Source organism: Streptomyces sp. ME19-01-6, assembly GCF_033793745.1.
In the GTDB taxonomy this organism is placed as follows: domain Bacteria; phylum Actinomycetota; class Actinomycetes; order Streptomycetales; family Streptomycetaceae; genus Streptomyces.
This window is the reverse complement of the sequence record NZ_JARAXF010000006.1, coordinates 105,877-122,359: the sequence shown is the minus strand read 5'-3', so window position 1 is coordinate 122,359 and position 16,483 is coordinate 105,877. Positions and strand designations below refer to the sequence as shown.

Sequence of the window (16,483 nt, the reverse complement as noted above, 5' to 3'; positions counted from 1 at the left end):
AGGCGCCACCCCGACGGGGCGGGCCGGCGCCGGGCAGCGCCCGCCAGGTGGGCGCGCCAGGCGAGACCCGCGTCGCCGAGTCGCCGGGGTCCGACGCCGAGGCGAGGGCCGCCGACGCCACGCTCAGGGTGGGCGCGGCCGACGTCACGCCTGGCGCGTGGGCAGCACGATCACCTGGCGCAGGTTCACATGGGCCGGGCGGCTGGTGACATACGCGATCAGGTCGGCGACGTCCTCGGAGGAGAGCCCGCCGAGGGCGGCGAACATGTCGTCCAGCTGGCTGGTCGCCGCCGCGTTGTCGACGTGGCTGCCGAGCTCGCTCTCGGTCAGCCCCGGCTCGATGTTGGTGACGCGCACGTTCCGCGGGCCGAATTCGGTGCGCAGCGACGCCGACAGTTGGGTGAGCGCGGCCTTCGTCGCCGAGTACACCGCGTAGGTGGGGAACGGCACATGCGCTCCGATGGAGGAGATGTTGACGAGGTCGGCGGGCCTGCCGTCCGCCGCCGCGGCGAGCAGGTCCTGGGTGAAGGCGCCCACGACGCGCAGCGCTCCGGTGAGGTTGGTGTCCACCATGCGGGTCCACTCGTCGATCCGGCCGGCGTCGACCGGGTTCGGCAGCATCACCCCGGCGCCGTTGACCACCAGGTCCACTGGGCCGAAGGCGTCGTGGACCCGGGCGGCACCGGCGGCGACCGCGGCCTCGTCGGTCACATCGACCGGGACCGCGAGAGCCTGTCCGCCCTCGGCGGCGATCTTCCCGGCCAGCTCCTCCAGCCGGTCGGCGCGCCGCGCCCACAGCGCCACCCGGGCGCCCCGGGCGGCGAGCAGCCGGGCGGTCGCGGCGCCCATGCCGCTGGCGGCTCCGGTGACGACGGCGGTGCGCCCGGCGAGGTCGCCGGTGTTCGCGGCGGTGTTCGCGGCGATGTTCGCGGCGGTGTCGGCGTGGCTCATCTCGTTGCTCCTGAGGTGTGGTGCGGTGATGTCGTGCGGTGCGGGAACCTCCCCGGCACGTCCTCAAGACTGCGGCCGCCGCGCCGCCGTACCCAGGGTGCTGCTTTTCCTGGGTCTGCCAGTACCAGGTTGGCGGCGGAGGGCTGGCCTACCCTCAAGGCATGCACGACGACGCTCTCGGTGACTTCCTGCGCTCACGGCGCGCCCGTATACGCCCCGAAGAGGTGGGGCTGGTCTCCCATGGGCGCCGCCGGGTGCCGGGGTTGCGCCGGGAGGAGGTGGCCCAGCTGGCCGGGGTCAGCGTGGACTACTACGTCCGGCTGGAGCAGGGCCGCGGGTCGAACGTCTCCGACGCGGTGCTCGACGCGGTCGCGCGGGTGCTGGCGCTGACCGAGGCCGAGCACACCCATCTGCGAGATCTGGCCAGGCCGAAGCGGGGCCGGGGCCGCGGGGCGGCGGCGCGGGAGGGCGGCGCGCGGGCGCTGCGTACGGGGGTGCGCACCCTGATGGACACCATGACGCGCACGCCCGCCTTCGTCCTCGGGCGGCGGATGGACATCCTCGCGTGGAACGCCCTCGCGGACGCCGTGTCGGGCTTCTCCGCGATGGCCGAGGGGGAGCGCAACGCCGCCCGGCACACCTTCCTGGACCCGGCGGCCCGCGCGTTCTACACCGACTGGGCCACGGTGGCCGCGGAGACGGTGGCCTATCTGCGGCTGGATGCGGGCCGGCACCCGGACGACCCGCTGATGGCATCGCTGATCGGTGAACTGGCGATGAAGAACGAGACATTCCGCCGGCTCTGGGCCGACCACCCGGTCAAGGAGAAGACACACGGGGTCAAGCGCATGCGCCATCCGGTCGTGGGCGATCTGGAACTGGGGTACGAAACGCTCGCGCTGCCCGGCGATCCCGACCAGCTTCTGGTCGCATATACGGCCGTGCCGGGCTCGGCCGCCGCGGAGAAGTTGGCGGTGCTCGCGAGCTGGGCGGCCACCCAGGGCGGGGCCGATTCGGCGGCCGAGGACGGCCGCGCGAAAAGTGACAAGCCCTCATCTTCCAGGCGCGGTTAAGTGGCGGAAACCTGACCTGAATCGCTTCTGAAGAGACAACGCCAAGTCAAATTCTTGTTTCAGACCTGTCCGAACAGGTCGTTCGATGACAATCTCTGCTCGGTCACCGCGCATGTTCAGATGCACGTCAGATGACTGCGCGCCAGGTGCCGGCACCACTCAAGCAAGCGTCACTCACGCACCACTCCTCGCACCACCGGGCAACCCACCCATGGCTGCCCGCACCCCCTACACAGGACCGCGACCCAGCGGCCCCAAGGCAAGGAGACCGAGTGAGATCCATCGCTTCCGCCACCCGTAAGAAGACCATCCGCACCGCGGCCCTCGTCGCCTCCGCCGCGATGGTCGTGATCGGCGTACAGACCGGCCCGGCCAGCGCCCAGGCCGAGCGCGGCCGTGAAGCCGGCGCGACGGCGCTGCCGCTCTCCGCCCAGGAGCGCGCCTCCGCGATCAAGGCCGCGCAGGCCGACGCCTCCGCGCAGGCCGAGTTCCTCGGGCTCGGGGCCCAGGAGAAGCTCCTGGTGCGGGACGTCATCAAGGACGCGGACGGCACCGTTCACACCCGCTACGAGCGTACGTACGCCGGGCTGCCCGTCCTCGGCGGCGACCTGGTCGTCCACGAGAAGGCCGGCGGCGCGCGCAGCGTGACCAAGGCGACCTCGGCCACGATATCCGTGCCGACCACCTCCGCCGACGTGCCGTCCGCGGACGCCAGGAGCGCCGCCCTCAAGGCGGCGCCCACCGACGACAAGGCCGGCAAGTCGCCGCGCAAGGTCATCTGGGCGGCGACCGGGAAGCCGGTCCTGGCCTGGGAGACCGTCGTCACCGGCGTGCAGAAGGACGGCACCCCGAGCGAGCTGCACGTCATCACCGACGCCGCCACCGGCAAGAAGCTGTTCACCGACGAGGCCGTCGAGACCGGCACCGGCACCAGCAAGTACAGCGGCACGGTGACGCTCGGCACCACCAAGAGCGGCAGCACCTACAGCCTCACCGACGGCACGCGCGGCAACCACAAGACCTACGACCTTAACCAGGGCTCGTCGGGCACCGGCACCCTGTTCACCGACGCCGACGACGCGTGGGGCGGCGGCCGCCAGACCGCCGGCGTCGACGCGCACTACGGCGCCGCGGAGACCTGGGACTTCTACAAGGAGGTGCTGGGCCGCAACGGCATCAAGAACAACGGCGTCGGCTCGTACTCCCGGGTCCACTACGGCAACAACTACGTCAACGCCTTCTGGCAGGACTCCTGCTTCTGCATGACCTACGGCGACGGCTCCGGCAACGCCAACGCGCTCACCTCGCTCGACGTGGCCGGCCACGAGATGACCCACGGCGTGACCGCGGCCACCGCCAAGCTGAACTACAGCGGCGAGTCCGGCGGCCTCAACGAGGCCACCTCCGACATCTTCGCCACCGCCGTGGAGTTCCACTCCGGCAACTCCGCCGACGTCGGTGACTACCTCATCGGCGAGAAGATCAACATCAACGGCGACGGCACCCCGCTGCGCTACCAGGACAAGCCCAGCAAGGACGGGGCGTCCAGGGACTACTGGTCCTCGACGCTCGGCAACATCGACGTCCACTACTCCTCCGGGCCCGCCAACCACTGGTACTACCTGCTGTCCGAGGGCAGCGGCGCGAAGACCATCAACGGCGTGAGCTACAACAGCCCGACGTACGACGGCTCCACGGTCACCGGCATCGGCCGGGACAAGGCCACCAAGATCTGGTACAAGGCCCTGACCACGTACCTGACCTCCACCTCCAAGTACGCGCAGGCCCGCACCGCCTCGCTCAGCGCGGCGACCGACCTGTACGGGGCGAGCAGCGCCGAGTACAAGGCCGTCGCGGCCGCCTGGACCGCGATCAACGTGAAGTGAAGCCGAAGCACCCGAAGCGCCTGAAGCACCTGAAGTAGGCCCGGCGCCAGGAGCGCCGCGGCGACGACGGGCCGCACCGCAACCCGGTGCGGCCCGTTTCCCGTACCCGCCGCTTCCGTACCCGCCGCTTCCGCCGCTGCCGCTCCTGTCCCCGCCGCTGATCGGCACTTACGCTGCTGCCATGACTCAACACGTACGCGGTGTCATCGCCCCGGGCAAAGGCGAGCAGGTCAGGATCGAGACGATCGTGGTGCCGGACCCCGGTCCCGGCGAGGCGGTGGTTCAGGTGCGGGCGTGCGGTGTGTGCCACACCGACCTGCACTACCGGGAGGGCGGCATCAACGACGAGTTCCCGTTCCTGCTCGGCCACGAGGCGGCGGGCGTCGTGGAGTCCGTCGGGGAGGGCGTCACGGAGGTGGCCCCCGGTGACTTCGTGATCCTCAACTGGCGTGCGGTGTGCGGCCAGTGCCGGGCGTGTCGCCGCGGCCGCCCCTGGTACTGCTTCGACACCCACAACGCCACCCAGGCCATGACGCTCACCGACGGCACCCCGCTGTCCCCGGCCCTGGGCATCGGCGCGTTCGCCGAGAAGACGCTGGTGGCGGCCGGGCAGTGCACCAAGGTCGACCCGGCCGCATCGCCCGCGGCGGCGGGCCTGCTGGGCTGCGGGGTGATGGCCGGCCTCGGCGCGGCGATCAACACCGGCGCGGTGGGGCGCGGCGACTCGGTCGCCGTCATCGGCTGCGGCGGCGTCGGCGGCGCGGCGATCGCCGGGTCCCTGCTGGCCGGAGCCTCGAAGATCATCGCGGTGGACCTGGACGACCGGAAGCTGGAGACGGCGCGCGCCCTGGGCGCCACCCACACCGTCAACGGCACGACGGCCGATGTCGTCGAGGCCGTCCAGGAGCTGACCGGCGGCCACGGCGCCGATGTCGTGATCGACGCGGTCGGCCGGCCAGAGACCTACCGCCAGGCCTTCTACGCCCGCGACCTCGCCGGCACCGTGGTGCTGGTCGGCGTGCCCACCCCGGAGATGAAGCTGGAGCTGCCGCTCCTGGACGTCTTCGGACGCGGCGGCGCGCTCAAGTCCTCCTGGTACGGGGACTGTCTGCCCTCCCGCGACTTCCCGGTGCTGATCGACCTGTATCTGCAGGGGCGGCTCGACCTCGACGCGTTCGTCAGCGAGACGATCGGTCTTGACGATGTCGAGGAGGCGTTCGCGAAGATGCACCGCGGCGAGGTGCTGCGCTCGGTGGTGACGCTCTGATGACTCCCCCGCCCGTACGCGTCGACCGGCTGGTCACCTCCGGCACCTTCTCCCTGGACGGCGGCACCTGGGAGGTGGACAACAACGTCTGGCTGGTCGGCGACGACAGCGAGGTGTACGTCATCGACGCTGCCCATGACGCGGACGCGATCACCCGGGCGGTCGGGGACCGGCGGCTGCTCGGCATCCTGTGCACCCACGGCCACGACGACCACATCGACGCGGCCCCGGACGTCGCCGACCGCACCGGCGCGCCGATCCTGCTGCACCCGGACGACGAGGTGCTGTGGCGCATGCGCCACCCCGACCGCAAGCCCGACCGGGCGCTGGCCGACGGCGACGTCCTCACCGTCGCCGGCACCGAACTGCGGGTGCTGCACACCCCCGGCCACTCCCCGGGCGCCGTCTGTCTGTACGCCCCCGCGCTGACCACGGTCTTCTCCGGGGACACGCTCTTCCAGGGCGGCCCCGGGGCGACCGGCCGCTCGTACTCGTCCTTCCCGACGATCATCGAGTCCCTCCGGGAGCGGTTGCTGTCGCTGCCGCCCGAGACCGTCGTACGCACCGGCCACGGCGACCCGACCACCATCGGCGACGAGGCCCCGCACCTGGAGGAGTGGATCGCCCGCGGCCACTGAGCGCGTCCCGCGTCACCCCGCGCCTTTCCCTCCCGGCGGGACGGCGCGGGTGACGGGTGCGGCCCGAGGGGGCGGCACCCCCCGTGACACCATCGACCGCGTGATCGACCTCGGCTACTCCCTCTCCCGCCGCTTCCCCGACCCCCCGCAGACGGACTACCGCACCGCGGATGTGCGCACCCTGCGCCACGACCTGTTCTGCGGCGACGTCTACCTCGCCGACACCGACGCGGACCGCGAGCTGTCCACAGCCTGGGGATGGGTGCCCGTGCTCGACTTCGCCTGGGCACTGTGCCACATCGTCGAGCGGCTCGACCGCGACCCGCTCGGCAGCCGCTCCGCGCGCCCCGTCCACGCCGAGCTGGACTTCACCGAGTCGGCCGACCGGATGCTCTTCGAACGGCGCTTCGGCTGGGTGGACATCACGGCCGACTGGATGCCGGCCGAGGAGTCGCCGCTCACCTTCAACCACGCCACGCTGCGCCGGGAGGCCCGCGACTTCCTGCACGACCTGATCGCGGACCTCACCGATATGCACGAGGGGCTGGCCGACAACCCGGCGGTGTGGGAGCTGCAGGCCCGCTACCCCCGCGTCTGATCCCCGGTCCGAGCCTCCGCCTCCACCCGTATGCCCAGCCGGGCCGCGAGCGCCGGAGCCAGGTCGAGCAGCTGCGACGGGCTGATCACCGCGCCCGCCAGGTGCTCCACGCCCCGCTCGATGTCCAGCTCCGTGACCGCGCGCAGATCGACGTCCGTCAGCCGCGCCTGCGTGAAGTCCGCCCCGCGCAGCGCGCAGTCCACGAACTCCACCCGCTCCAGCACCGCCCCGCCGAAGTCCGCCTCCGCCAGCAAGCACCCCTCGAAGACGACGTCCGTGAGCCGGGCCGTCCGCAGATTCAAATAGTCGATCTTCCCGCCGCGCACCACCACCCGCTCCAGCACCGCCCCGTGCAGCTGGACGCCGCCCAGCCGGGCGTCCACCAGCTCCACATCCCGCAGCCGCGCCTCCGAGACATCGGCGCCCACGCCCCGCACGCCCTCCAGCACACAGTCGACGAAACTGGCCCGGGACAGCCTGGCCTCGTCGAACCCGCAGCGGCGGAACCCGCAGTCCAGGAAGCGGGCGCCGCCCGCCCGCTGCCCGGCGAAGTCCAGGTCCGCGAAGTCCAGCCCGTCGTAGTCCCCCTCGGGCTCCAGCTCCCCGCCCCCGTAAGGCCGCAACTCGGGCAGCGCCACCTCCGGCCGCCGCGCCGCCCGCACCGCGCCCGCCGTCCTCGCCCCGCTCCTGCCGCGCCCTGCCATCGCCGCTCCGTCCCGTCCGCTCGCCATGACCCGCTCTCCATCGTGAACCACCCCACTGACAACGGCCTGACAGCGGCCCGATGTCACACCTCGCCGCGCCGCGTCGTCGTACTCGTGAAGCGCGATCCGACCCGGGTCGCAGTACGTCAGGGAGTGCTGCCCATGCGTCGTATCACCGTCATCGGCGGCGGCCTCGCAGGCCTCACCGCGGCCATCGCCGCCGCCGAGGCCCGGGCCGGGGCCGGGGTGACCCTGTACGAGTCCCACCACACGCTCGGCGGCCGCGCCCGCACCGCCCCCGCCCCGTACCGCACCAATGAGGGTCCGCACGCCTTCTACGCGGGCGGGCCGCACTGGTCATGGCTGAAGCAGCGGGGCCTGCTCGGCCCGCTCGCCAAACTCCCGCCCCTGGAGGGCGCCCGGCTGCGCTTCCACCGCGACGGACGGCTGCGCCGCGTGCCGCCGGCCGCCATGCTCAGGCTGCTGCTGACCAAAGAGGCGCCGGTCGACGCCGACTTCACCACTTGGGCGACGGGCGTCGTCGGCACGGCCGGGGCCCGCGCGGCCGCGAACTACGTGGGCGTCGCCACCTTCCACCACGCCCCCGGGCAGCTGTCCGCCGCCTTCGTACAGGAGCGCTTCCGGCGCGCCGCCAAGGTGCCGCCGGAGGCCCACTACGTGCGCGGCGGCTGGGGCGCGGTCATCGACCGGATGGCCGACCACGCCTGGAAGCTCGGCGTACGGATCGAGACCGGCTCCCGCGTGGACGCGCTGCCCGCCGACCGGGGCCCGGTGATCGTCGCGACCCAGCTGTCCGCCGCCCGCGCGCTCCTCGGCGACGCCTCGCTCACCTGGGCCGGCGGCCGCACCGTGCTGCTCGACCTGGCCGTACGCACCCGGCGCGGCGACGCGTTCGCCGTCTCCGACCTCGAATCCCCCGGCTGGGTCGAACGCTTCACCGCCCAGGACCCCTCACTGGCCCCGCCCGGCGAGCAGCTGATCCAAGGTCAGGTGCCGATCGGCCCGGACGAGACCAGGGCCGACGGCATCGCCCGCGCCGAACACCTGCTGGGCCTGGGCTTCCCCGGCTGGCGCGAGCGTACGGTCTTCCGGCGGGAGGCCCTGGCGACCGGGCGTACGGGGGCGGTGGACGCGCCCGGCACCACCTGGCGGGACCGGCCGGCGGTCGACCGGGGCGACGGGGTGTATCTGGCGGGCGACCAGGTGGCCGCGCCGGGGGTGCTCTGCGAGGTGTCGTTCAACAGCGCGCTCACCGCCGCCACGCTCGCCCTCGGCGGGCATCGTGCCGCCTCCCCGCCGCTCGGCACCCCTTGACTTCAAGTTTCGTTGAAGTTGGAGGGTTACGGCGCGGCACAGCACCGGCTGTTCCGTTGAGAAGCCCTGGGAGACCACCATGTACGCCATCCGCCTGCACGCCTTCGGCCCCGCCGAGAACCTGACCTTCGAGAAGACCGACGATCCGCTGCCGGGTCCCGGCGAGGTCCGGATCGCGGTCGCCGCGGCCGGGGTCCACCTGCTCGACACCACCCTGCGCGAGGGCCGGACCACCACCGTGCACTCAGCGCCCGAACTGCCGACCATCCCCGGCCGCGAGGTCGCGGGCACCGTCGAGGCGCTCGGCGAGGGCACCGACCCGGCATGGCTCGGCAAGCGCGTGGTCGCCCACCTCGGGATGGTCCCCGGCGGCTACGCGGAACTGGCCGTGGTCGCCGCCGGGAAGCTGCACGAGGTGCCCGCGAACCTGGACGAGGCACAGGCCGTCGCCATGATCGGCACCGGCCGGACCGCGATGGGGATCCTGCAGTTCGCCGATCTGACCGCCGACGACGTCGCGGTCGTCACCTCGGCGGCGGGCGGCATCGGCCAGCTCCTGGTGCAGTACGCGCGCCACGCGGGCGCCACGGTCGTCGGGCTCGCGGGCGGCCCCGAGAAGGTGGCGCGGGTACGCGAACTGGGCGCCGACATCGCCGTCGACTACACGGCCCCTGACTGGCCGGACCTGGTCCGCGCCGCCCTCGGCGGCCGGGCCGCGACCGTGCTGTTCGACGGCGTCGGCGGCGAGCCCGGCCGCGCGGGCGTGGACCTGCTCGGCCCCGGCGGCCGTCACCTCGTCTTCGGCTGGTCCTCGGGCGGACTGCTCACCGACGGTGACGGCCCGCTGGAGTTGGGCGAGGAGGAGCTGACGGCGCGCGGCATCACCTCCGAGGTCGTGCTCGGCCCGCCGATGCTGGCGAAGGCCGGCGGACCGGACCCGATCCGCACGCTGGAGGAACGCTCCATGGCCGAGGCCGCGGCCGGCCGCCTCGTCCCGGGGGTGCACCGCTTCCCCCTCGCCGAGGCGGCGGCCGCCCACCGGGCCCTGGAGACGCGCGCCACGACGGGCAAGGTCGTCCTGGTGCCGTAGCCGTCCCGGTGCCGTAGCCGTCCCGGTGCCGTCACCAGAGCGGTGCCGTCAGCCAGACCGGCCCGCCGGGGCCGGTGCCGCTCCACGAGGGGAGAGCGGGACCGGCCCGGCGGGCCCCACCAGCTCCCATCCCGCCAGTAGTACTCCAGCCACCGCTCCCTCAGGCCACCACCCGCAGCTCCCGCGCCGTGTTGTTCAACCGCCGCCCGCCCGTCTCCGTGCAGGTCACGATGTCCTCGATGCGCACCCCGAACCGCCCCGGCAGATAGATCCCCGGCTCGATCGAGAAGCACATCCCCGGCACCAGCGGCAGCTGCTCGCCCTCCGCCATATAGGGCGGCTCGTGCGTCGTGACGCCGATGCCGTGGCCGGTGCGGTGGATGAAGTACTCGCCGTAGCCCGCCTCGGTGATCACCTGGCGCGCCACCCGGTCGATGTCCTGGCAGGCCGCCCCCGGCCGGACCGCCTCGAACGCCGCCTGCTGCGCCTCGCGTACGACGTCGTGGACCTTGCGCTCCTCCTTCGTGGCCTCGCCGACGTGCACCGTACGCGTGGTGTCGGAGCCGTAGCCGTCCTTGAGGCCGCCGAAGTCCAGCACCACCATGTCGCCCTCCTCGATCACCCGCTCTCCGGCCTCGTGATGCGGGTTGGCGCCGTTGGGGCCGGAGCCCACGACGGTGAAGTCGACCTGGCTGTGGCCGTACCGCAGCAGCAGTGCGCGGAGGTCGGCGGCGATGTCGCGCTCCCGCCGCCCGGCGAAGCGGACCCGGACGATCTCCTCGTACGCGGCGTCGGCGGCCGCCCCCGCCGCCGCGAGCCGCTGCACCTCGTGGGTGTCCTTCACCGCGCGCAGCATGGGCAGCGCCTCGCCCATCGCGGAGTAGGAGGTGTCCGGGAGGGTGCGCTGGAGGCCGAGCAGGTGGACGGCCCAGGTCTCGTCGGAGATCCCGTAGCGGCCGCGCGGCGGCAGCAGGTCCGCCGCCGTCCGGTACGGGTCGCTGCCGTCGGTCCAGCCCGTCACCTCGGTCGCCCCCACGCCGGTCGCGGCCAGGGCGTCCGGCCGCTCCAGCAGGGGCACCAGGAGCCGGGGCGTCTGCCCGGGGACGAGCAGCAGCGCGGTGAGGCGCTCGGTCTCCGCCGGCGGACGGTAACCGCACAGATGGACCATGTCCGGGCCTGGGGTGACCACCAGTCCGGACAGCCCGGCGTCGGCGGCGGTCCGGGCCGCCCGGGACATCCGGACGGTGTAGTCCTCAAGGGTCATGGGGGCGAGCTGTTGCTCAGCGGGCGTCGGCATGCGGACAGCATCCCGCAGCGGTGGCCGCGCCCGCGACTGAGCCGAAGGGGCGCGCCGCCCGCGCCGGAGGCGCTGATGTGCGCTGTGAAAGGGAGAGCGCGCGGAGGGCCGAGCAGGGTCGACCGTCGACAGGGGGCTGTGGCGCCCCGGAGACGAACCGAATCTGGCTGCGGCGGCCCTCGCCTCCGAGGTCAGCGCTGGAACCCGCTGCCCAGCCGTACCGCCGCGTCGATCACCGCGCTGCCGTAGACCCGGCCCGGGGCGCCGGACATCCGTCCGATGGGCCCGGAGATCGACAGCGCGGCGACCACCCGGCCGCCGGGGCCGCGCACCGGGGCCGCCACGGCGGCTATCCCGTGCTCCCGCCCGCCGACGCTCTGGGCCCAGCCCTGGCGCCGTACACCGGAGAGGGTGGCCGCCGTGAACTGGGCGCCGCGCAGCCCCTCGCACAGGTCCTCGGGCCGCTCCCAGGCCAGCAACACCTGGGAGACGGGGCCGGCGTTCATCGGCAGGGCGGCGCCGACCGGCACCCGGTCCTGGGCGACGGGGTTGCCGGCCACCGCGGCCTCGGCGACACAGATGCGCATATATCCGCGGCGCCGGTAGAGCCGGGCGCTGGCGCCGGTCACATCGCGCAGCTCGCTCAGCACGGGTTCCGCCGTCGTGGCCAGGTGGTCCCGACAGGCCTCCAGGGCCATCAGCCCCAGCCGCGGCCCCAGGATGAACCGGCCCTGCGCGTCCCGGGCGAGCAGCCGCAGCCGCTCCAGGGCGAGCACCAGCCGGTGCACGGTGGGGCGTTTGAGGCCGGTGGCGGAGACCAGCCTGGCCAGGGAGGCCGGGCCCGCTTCCAGGACGCCGAGCAGGAGCGAGGCCTTGTCGAGCACCCCGACCCCGCTCAGCAGTTGATCTGGAGAGGTCCGGTCTGGAGAAGTCCGGTCTGGAGACATCCGTTCCGGAGTCATCCTTTCCGGGGCGGCCGGAACAGCCGGGGCAGCCGGAGCCGTCTTTCCCCGAGTCGTCTTCCGGTGATTCGTCAGCAGCTTTTCGGGAGTTGAAATCGTCATAAGAGTGCCTCCTTGTCGGGCCGGTCACTCCCATGCGCCAGGACCGTCCGCAACTACGGCTTTCGTCAGGTCAGTTCATCATGTCTAGCCGGACGCCCAGAGCACCCGCAACGCGGCTACAGGAAGCTGCCAGCACCTCAACCGGCCACGGTCACCGGCCCCCGCGCCACCGGCTCAGCGCCGGTGGCGCGGGGGGTCCCGCGGGGCGTCCCCGGGCGGTGTGACCGGCAGTAGCCCCAGCTCAGCGGCGCGCACCCCGGCCTGGAACCGGGAGCTCGCACCCAGCAGGGCCATGATCTCGGCGACATAGCGGCGATAAGTACGCACCGAGACCGACAGTTCGCGCGCCGCGACCTCGTCGGTGACGCCGAGCCTGAGCCACTCCAGGATCGGCCGCACCATCTCCATCCGGGCGTGGTCGCCGAAGTCGACCCGCTCGTTCGCCACCACCGCGTTACGCCAGATGCCGTCGAAGAGGGTCTGCAGGGTCTCGATGACCCCCGGGTCGCGGATGGCGGAGGCCCGGCGGCCGACCGCGGAGTCGGCGCAGACCAGCGCGGCGCGGCCGTCGACGATGAGCGCGGCGAGCAGCGGAATCCGGGCGACCCGGACCTCCAGGTGCTGCCGGTCCCCAGCGTGCCGCCGGACGAAATTCCAGTCGAGTGAGTTCTGTGCGCACAGAACACGCGTTCTCACGTCCTCGCCGCCGGAACGGAGCCATTCGCTCAGTACGGAATGCAGCGCACCGACATGCGCGGCCTCCGCCGCGAGCACCACGTCGACATTCCCCCGGGCCTCCCGGATCAGCTCTTCGGCAGCCGTTCGAATTTCTTCCTCGTCCGTTTCCACCGCCGCGACCCAGGAGTTCCCGTCCGATCGCCCGGCGCCCTGGTCGGGAGCGGATTCACCGGAACCGGATTCACCGGAACCAGATTGACCGGACCCGGAATCGCCGACCCCGGAATCACCGACGGCGGATTCGGCGGCCGCAGCTGATGCGGCGACCGTGGATTCTATGAGCGCGCGAACCGCCAGCAGTTCCTGGGCGATGGCCCGCTCGGCCCGCTCGCTTTCGGCGTCGCCCTCCTCGTGCCCGGTCACGTCAGTCGACGTCCGACAACAGCCCCAGTTCGACGGCGCGCACCCCGGCCTGGAAGCGGGAGTTGGCCCCGACGTCACGCATGATCGCCGCGACGTGGCGGCGATACGTGCGGAGCGAGACCCTGATCTGGCGCGCCGCCACATCGTCCGTGTGACCCTCGCGCAGGCGCTCCAGGATCATCCGTACCGAGTCCGAGCGCAGCCGCTCGGCCAGACGCTGGTGCTCGTCCAGCGGCATCGCGCTGCCCCAGGCCCCGGCGAACATCAGGTCCAGCGCGCGGACCGAGGCCGGGTCGGTGTTGAAGGTCGCGTACCGGCCGCCGCACTCGCCGCCCGACCGGCCGAAGGCGGCCCTTCCATCGGCGATCACGGTCCCCTGCAGATCGACGTCCGCGACCCGGACCTCATAGCCCAGCGGGCCGCGCCGCGCGGCGGCGAGGATGCCGAGGGGGGCCAGGACCTGCGGGGCGCACAGCACACGCACGGTGACCCCGGTGCCCGCGACGGCGGTGAACCGGCCCATCAGCGGGAGGACCGGTTTGGCCCGCTCGAAGGTGCCGGGCACGATCAGACTGACGCTGTGCCGGGCGCGCGTCAGGAGCTGCCCGATGGCCTGTCTGACGGCGGGGCCGTCGGTGGCCAGCACCATCGGTGGGGACTGGACCGGGACGCCGAGCACGGACGCCGCCGGCTGTTCTTTTGTACTGGACATGGACAGTTCAGCCATGACTCCCCCATGCGGCACACGACCCGTCCGTCGTATACCCGTCGGTTGCTGCCGACCGTCCCAGGTCACCAGAACGGCCGCGATGGCGATCGGCGGCCGCCCCGTATGTGAATCCGTAATGATCAGCCGCCGACCAGAATCACGAACTTCCGCATCACAAACTTCCGGGCCACCGTGACCCACCGGTTCTTAACTTGCGAGTAGCCCTTCTTCCCCGCAGTCAAGAAGCCCTTGTCCAGTGGGTGGATTGTGGCCGGAAAGGCCGCACAAGCCCCTGCGGCGCGAGATTAGTTCGCCTTCCGCAAGCCAGTCAACGCACTACAGTTGGTAAAGATCAAGTAAAATGGCCCACTTTTGCGCCGCTTCTGCTTAACGCCACAGCGCGGCAGCCGCGGGTTTGTCAACAAGCTGCACTCCAACCCGGAAACTCCACCCCAGGTGACCCGGTTCCGAACGCGCAGCGCACTCGAGGGGCAACGGTGGGCGATCACGCCGGGGGGAGGCTGGCAATTTGTTGACAGCCTGGGCGGGAACCCGGCGCACGGGGGTGCGTGTGAAGGGTGAGACGCACGGCCCTCCGTGGTCCGCCACGAAGGGCCGTGCGCTCGCGGAGCCGACTGTCGGGCTCGAACCGACGACCTTCGCTTTACAAGAGCGGTGCTCTACCAGCTGAGCTAAGTCGGCGCGTCCCCAGCAGTGTACCCACGCCGAGGGGGTGATCCGTTCGAAAATTCTCCCCTCGTCCAAAGTTTGGTCCGCTCAGGTAGAGACAGGGAGCCCCACCCCGAGTTAAGGTCACGGCCAGTCCGCACGAGTGGACTAGACCCCTGCCTTTACTCGGATCGTCCGGCACGTTCCTGCCGGTGAAGGGACCAGATCAGCATGGCTACGGTCACGTACGACAAGGCGACCCGGATCTACCCGGGCACTGAGAAGCCCGCCGTCGATCAGCTCGAGATCGACATCGAGGACGGCGAGTTCCTCGTTCTCGTCGGCCCCTCCGGCTGCGGCAAGTCCACCTCCCTGCGGATGCTCGCCGGCCTCGAGGACGTCAACGGCGGCTCGATCCGGATCGGCGACCGCGATGTCACCCACCTTCCGCCGAAGGACCGGGACATCGCGATGGTGTTCCAGAACTACGCGCTGTACCCGCACATGTCCGTGGCGCAGAACATGGGCTTCGCACTGAAGATCGCCGGCGTCAACAAGACGGAGATCCGGCAGAAGGTCGAGGAAGCGGCCAAGATCCTGGACCTCACCGACTACCTGGACCGCAAGCCCAAGGCGCTCTCCGGTGGTCAGCGGCAGCGTGTCGCGATGGGCCGCGCGATCGTGCGTGAGCCGCAGGTCTTCCTCATGGACGAGCCGCTGTCCAACCTGGACGCCAAGCTCCGCGTGCAGACCCGTACCCAGATCGCGAGCCTGCAGCGCCGGCTGGGCATCACCACCGTGTACGTCACCCACGACCAGGTCGAGGCCATGACCATGGGCGACCGGGTGGCCGTGCTCAAGGACGGGCTGCTGCAGCAGGTCGACTCGCCGCGCAACATGTACGACCGCCCCAACAACCTCTTCGTCGCGGGCTTCATCGGCTCCCCGGCGATGAACCTCGTCGAGGTGCCGATCACCGACGGCGGTGTGAAGTTCGGCAACAGTGTCGTTCCGGTCAGCCGCGAGGCGCTCAGCGCGGCGGCGGACAAGGGTGACCGCACGGTCACCGTCGGCGTCCGCCCCGAGCACTTCGACGTGGTCGAGGAGGGCGGCGCCGTCGCCAAGACCCTCGCCAAGGAGAGCAAGGACGCCCCGGCCGGCCTGGCCGTCACCGTCAACGTCGTCGAGGAACTCGGCGCCGACGGCTACGTCTACGGCACCGCCGAGGTCGGCGGCGAGGTCAAGGACCTGGTCGTCCGGGTCAACGGCCGCGCGGTGCCGGAGAAGGGCGCCCAGCTCCACGTCGTCCCGCGCCCGGGTGAGACCCACGTCTTCTCGACGTCCACCGGCGAGCGCCTGAGCGACTGAGCGAGCGGCACCCCCGGCTGACTCCACGGCGCCGTCCGTCCGCCTCCGCGCGGACGGACGGCGCCTGTTGCTGTATCGACAAATACCCCGACAGATAAATACCCTCACAGATCGGACATTTCACCCCAACTCGTCAAGGCCCGCCCCACTCCTCGACGTATCGGGTCCCCCGAAACGGTGACTAAATGTCGCCAAATCATCGCTCCTCGCTACGATCGCCGCGTACCGCAGTCCCGTACGCACCGACCGTCGAGCACGGCCACGAACCGCGAGGAACGTCCTTGAACACCGCAGCACGCCGCATCGGCAGAACTCTCGCCCTCGTCCTCCCCGTCGTCCTCGTCCTCTCCGGGACACTCGCCGTCACCCGCGTCCCGTGGGCCTCCCCGGCGTCCGAGTCGCAGATCCTCACCGCCTCCTCCGACAAGGCGTCCACCCGCGCCGCCCACCGCGCCCCGCACGAGGCGCTGCGCGACCGGCTGCTCGCCGAACTCCAGGAGAAGGACCCCGGCGTGGCACTCACCCACCTCCAGGCCGCCACGTCCGAGCGGCCCTCGCTGGCCAGGCACTGCGTCTCCATCGCCCGCGCGCTCGGCCGCGCCGCGGTCGCCAAGTACGGCGGCGTGGACCGCGCCCAGGCCTACTCCCGCCCGGTCTGCGACACCTCGTACGCGACCGGCGTGGCCCGGGCCCGCCGCTGACTCGGCTCGCCGCCCCCACCGATATGTCTGTG

Annotated in this window: 15 protein-coding genes and 1 tRNA gene; 9 read left to right on the top strand and 7 right to left on the bottom strand. The window is 72.0% G+C overall.

The window, feature by feature from the left end; genetic code table 11:
• Positions 1-144: 144 nt before the first annotated feature.
• Positions 145-951, bottom strand: coding sequence for an SDR family oxidoreductase (locus PV419_RS16435; protein ID WP_319689282.1), 807 nt, complete (start codon positions 949-951; stop codon positions 145-147).
• Between the two features lie 161 nt (positions 952-1,112).
• Here PV419_RS16435 and PV419_RS16430 point away from each other — a divergent pair, with 161 nt between their 5' ends.
• From PV419_RS16430 to PV419_RS16410, 5 genes are all read left to right on the top strand, one after another.
• Entirely contained in the window at positions 1,113-2,024 is a 912-nt protein-coding gene (locus PV419_RS16430) for a helix-turn-helix transcriptional regulator (RefSeq protein ID WP_319689280.1), read from the top strand.
• Positions 2,025-2,296: 272 nt separating this feature from the next.
• Positions 2,297-3,910 (top strand): M4 family metallopeptidase, encoded by a 1,614-nt coding sequence (locus tag PV419_RS16425; protein WP_319689278.1) that lies wholly within the window; start codon positions 2,297-2,299, stop codon positions 3,908-3,910.
• Between the two features lie 181 nt (positions 3,911-4,091).
• Entirely contained in the window at positions 4,092-5,177 is a 1,086-nt protein-coding gene (locus tag PV419_RS16420; protein ID WP_319689277.1) for an S-(hydroxymethyl)mycothiol dehydrogenase, read from the top strand.
• A complete protein-coding gene (locus PV419_RS16415) occupies positions 5,177-5,815 on the top strand; it encodes an MBL fold metallo-hydrolase (protein ID WP_319689276.1) in 639 nt (212 codons plus the stop codon). The genes PV419_RS16420 and PV419_RS16415 overlap by 1 nt, the downstream gene beginning before the upstream one ends.
• 100 nt (positions 5,816-5,915) lie before the next feature.
• Positions 5,916-6,413 carry a hypothetical protein gene (locus PV419_RS16410; protein WP_319689274.1) on the top strand — a complete coding sequence of 166 codons (498 nt, stop codon included), beginning with the start codon at positions 5,916-5,918 and terminating at the stop codon, positions 6,411-6,413.
• Here the strand turns inward: PV419_RS16410 and PV419_RS16405 are convergent.
• On the bottom strand, positions 6,398-7,144 hold the full coding sequence (locus tag PV419_RS16405; protein WP_415925314.1) for a pentapeptide repeat-containing protein: 747 nt from the start codon (positions 7,142-7,144) through the stop codon (positions 6,398-6,400). The two genes, PV419_RS16410 and PV419_RS16405, sit on opposite strands and share 16 nt — an antisense overlap.
• 135 nt (positions 7,145-7,279) lie before the next feature.
• Here PV419_RS16405 and PV419_RS16400 point away from each other — a divergent pair, with 135 nt between their 5' ends.
• Both PV419_RS16400 and PV419_RS16395 read left to right on the top strand, forming a co-directional pair.
• Positions 7,280-8,452, top strand: coding sequence for an NAD(P)-binding protein (locus PV419_RS16400; RefSeq protein ID WP_319689273.1), 1,173 nt, complete (start codon positions 7,280-7,282; stop codon positions 8,450-8,452).
• 79 nt (positions 8,453-8,531) lie between these two features.
• Positions 8,532-9,542: a zinc-binding dehydrogenase gene (locus PV419_RS16395; protein WP_319689272.1), complete on the top strand. Its 1,011-nt coding sequence runs from the start codon at positions 8,532-8,534 to the stop codon at positions 9,540-9,542.
• Positions 9,543-9,702: 160 nt separating this feature from the next.
• Here the strand turns inward: PV419_RS16395 and PV419_RS16390 are convergent, their stop codons facing one another.
• The 5 genes from PV419_RS16390 to PV419_RS16370 all read right to left on the bottom strand — a co-directional run bounded on the left by PV419_RS16390 (position 9,703) and on the right by PV419_RS16370 (position 14,415).
• Positions 9,703-10,839, bottom strand: a complete 1,137-nt coding sequence (locus PV419_RS16390; protein ID WP_319689270.1) for an aminopeptidase P family protein — start codon at positions 10,837-10,839, stop codon at positions 9,703-9,705.
• A 191-nt stretch (positions 10,840-11,030) separates the two neighbouring features.
• Positions 11,031-11,786 carry an IclR family transcriptional regulator gene (locus tag PV419_RS16385; RefSeq protein ID WP_319689269.1) on the bottom strand — a complete coding sequence of 252 codons (756 nt, stop codon included), beginning with the start codon at positions 11,784-11,786 and terminating at the stop codon, positions 11,031-11,033.
• Between the two features lie 291 nt (positions 11,787-12,077).
• The gene (locus PV419_RS16380) at positions 12,078-13,004 is read right to left on the bottom strand and encodes a LuxR family transcriptional regulator (RefSeq protein ID WP_319689268.1); all 927 of its coding nucleotides are present in this window, start codon (positions 13,002-13,004) and stop codon (positions 12,078-12,080) included.
• A 1-nt stretch (position 13,005) separates the two neighbouring features.
• Positions 13,006-13,731, bottom strand: a complete 726-nt coding sequence (locus PV419_RS16375; RefSeq protein WP_319689267.1) for a hypothetical protein — start codon at positions 13,729-13,731, stop codon at positions 13,006-13,008.
• A gap of 611 nt (positions 13,732-14,342) precedes the next feature.
• Positions 14,343-14,415 (bottom strand) — tRNA-Thr (locus tag PV419_RS16370).
• Between the two features lie 198 nt (positions 14,416-14,613).
• Here PV419_RS16370 and PV419_RS16365 point away from each other — a divergent pair.
• Both PV419_RS16365 and PV419_RS16360 read left to right on the top strand, forming a co-directional pair.
• On the top strand, positions 14,614-15,750 hold the full coding sequence (locus tag PV419_RS16365) for a sn-glycerol-3-phosphate ABC transporter ATP-binding protein UgpC (RefSeq protein ID WP_319689266.1): 1,137 nt from the start codon (positions 14,614-14,616) through the stop codon (positions 15,748-15,750).
• A 281-nt stretch (positions 15,751-16,031) separates the two neighbouring features.
• Positions 16,032-16,451: a hypothetical protein gene (locus PV419_RS16360; protein WP_319689265.1), complete on the top strand. Its 420-nt coding sequence runs from the start codon at positions 16,032-16,034 to the stop codon at positions 16,449-16,451.
• Positions 16,452-16,483 lie beyond the last annotated feature (32 nt).

Bases quoted from the DNA above. Each gene is read 5' to 3' on its own strand.
- PV419_RS16435 (WP_319689282.1), bottom strand. From the start codon at position 951: ATGAGCCACGCCGACACCGCCGCGAACATCGCCGCGAACACCGCCGCG.
- PV419_RS16430 (WP_319689280.1), top strand. From the start codon at position 1,113: ATGCACGACGACGCTCTCGGTGACTTCCTGCGCTCACGGCGCGCCCGT.
- PV419_RS16420 (WP_319689277.1), top strand. From the start codon at position 4,092: ATGACTCAACACGTACGCGGTGTCATCGCCCCGGGCAAAGGCGAGCAG.
- PV419_RS16415 (WP_319689276.1), top strand. From the start codon at position 5,177: ATGACTCCCCCGCCCGTACGCGTCGACCGGCTGGTCACCTCCGGCACC.
- PV419_RS16405 (WP_415925314.1), bottom strand. From the start codon at position 7,144: ATGGCGAGCGGACGGGACGGAGCGGCGATGGCAGGGCGCGGCAGGAGC.
- PV419_RS16400 (WP_319689273.1), top strand. From the start codon at position 7,280: ATGCGTCGTATCACCGTCATCGGCGGCGGCCTCGCAGGCCTCACCGCG.
- PV419_RS16395 (WP_319689272.1), top strand. From the start codon at position 8,532: ATGTACGCCATCCGCCTGCACGCCTTCGGCCCCGCCGAGAACCTGACC.
- PV419_RS16390 (WP_319689270.1), bottom strand. From the start codon at position 10,839: ATGCCGACGCCCGCTGAGCAACAGCTCGCCCCCATGACCCTTGAGGAC.
- PV419_RS16385 (WP_319689269.1), bottom strand. From the start codon at position 11,786: ATGTCTCCAGACCGGACTTCTCCAGACCGGACCTCTCCAGATCAACTG.
- PV419_RS16375 (WP_319689267.1), bottom strand. From the start codon at position 13,731: ATGGCTGAACTGTCCATGTCCAGTACAAAAGAACAGCCGGCGGCGTCC.
- PV419_RS16365 (WP_319689266.1), top strand. From the start codon at position 14,614: ATGGCTACGGTCACGTACGACAAGGCGACCCGGATCTACCCGGGCACT.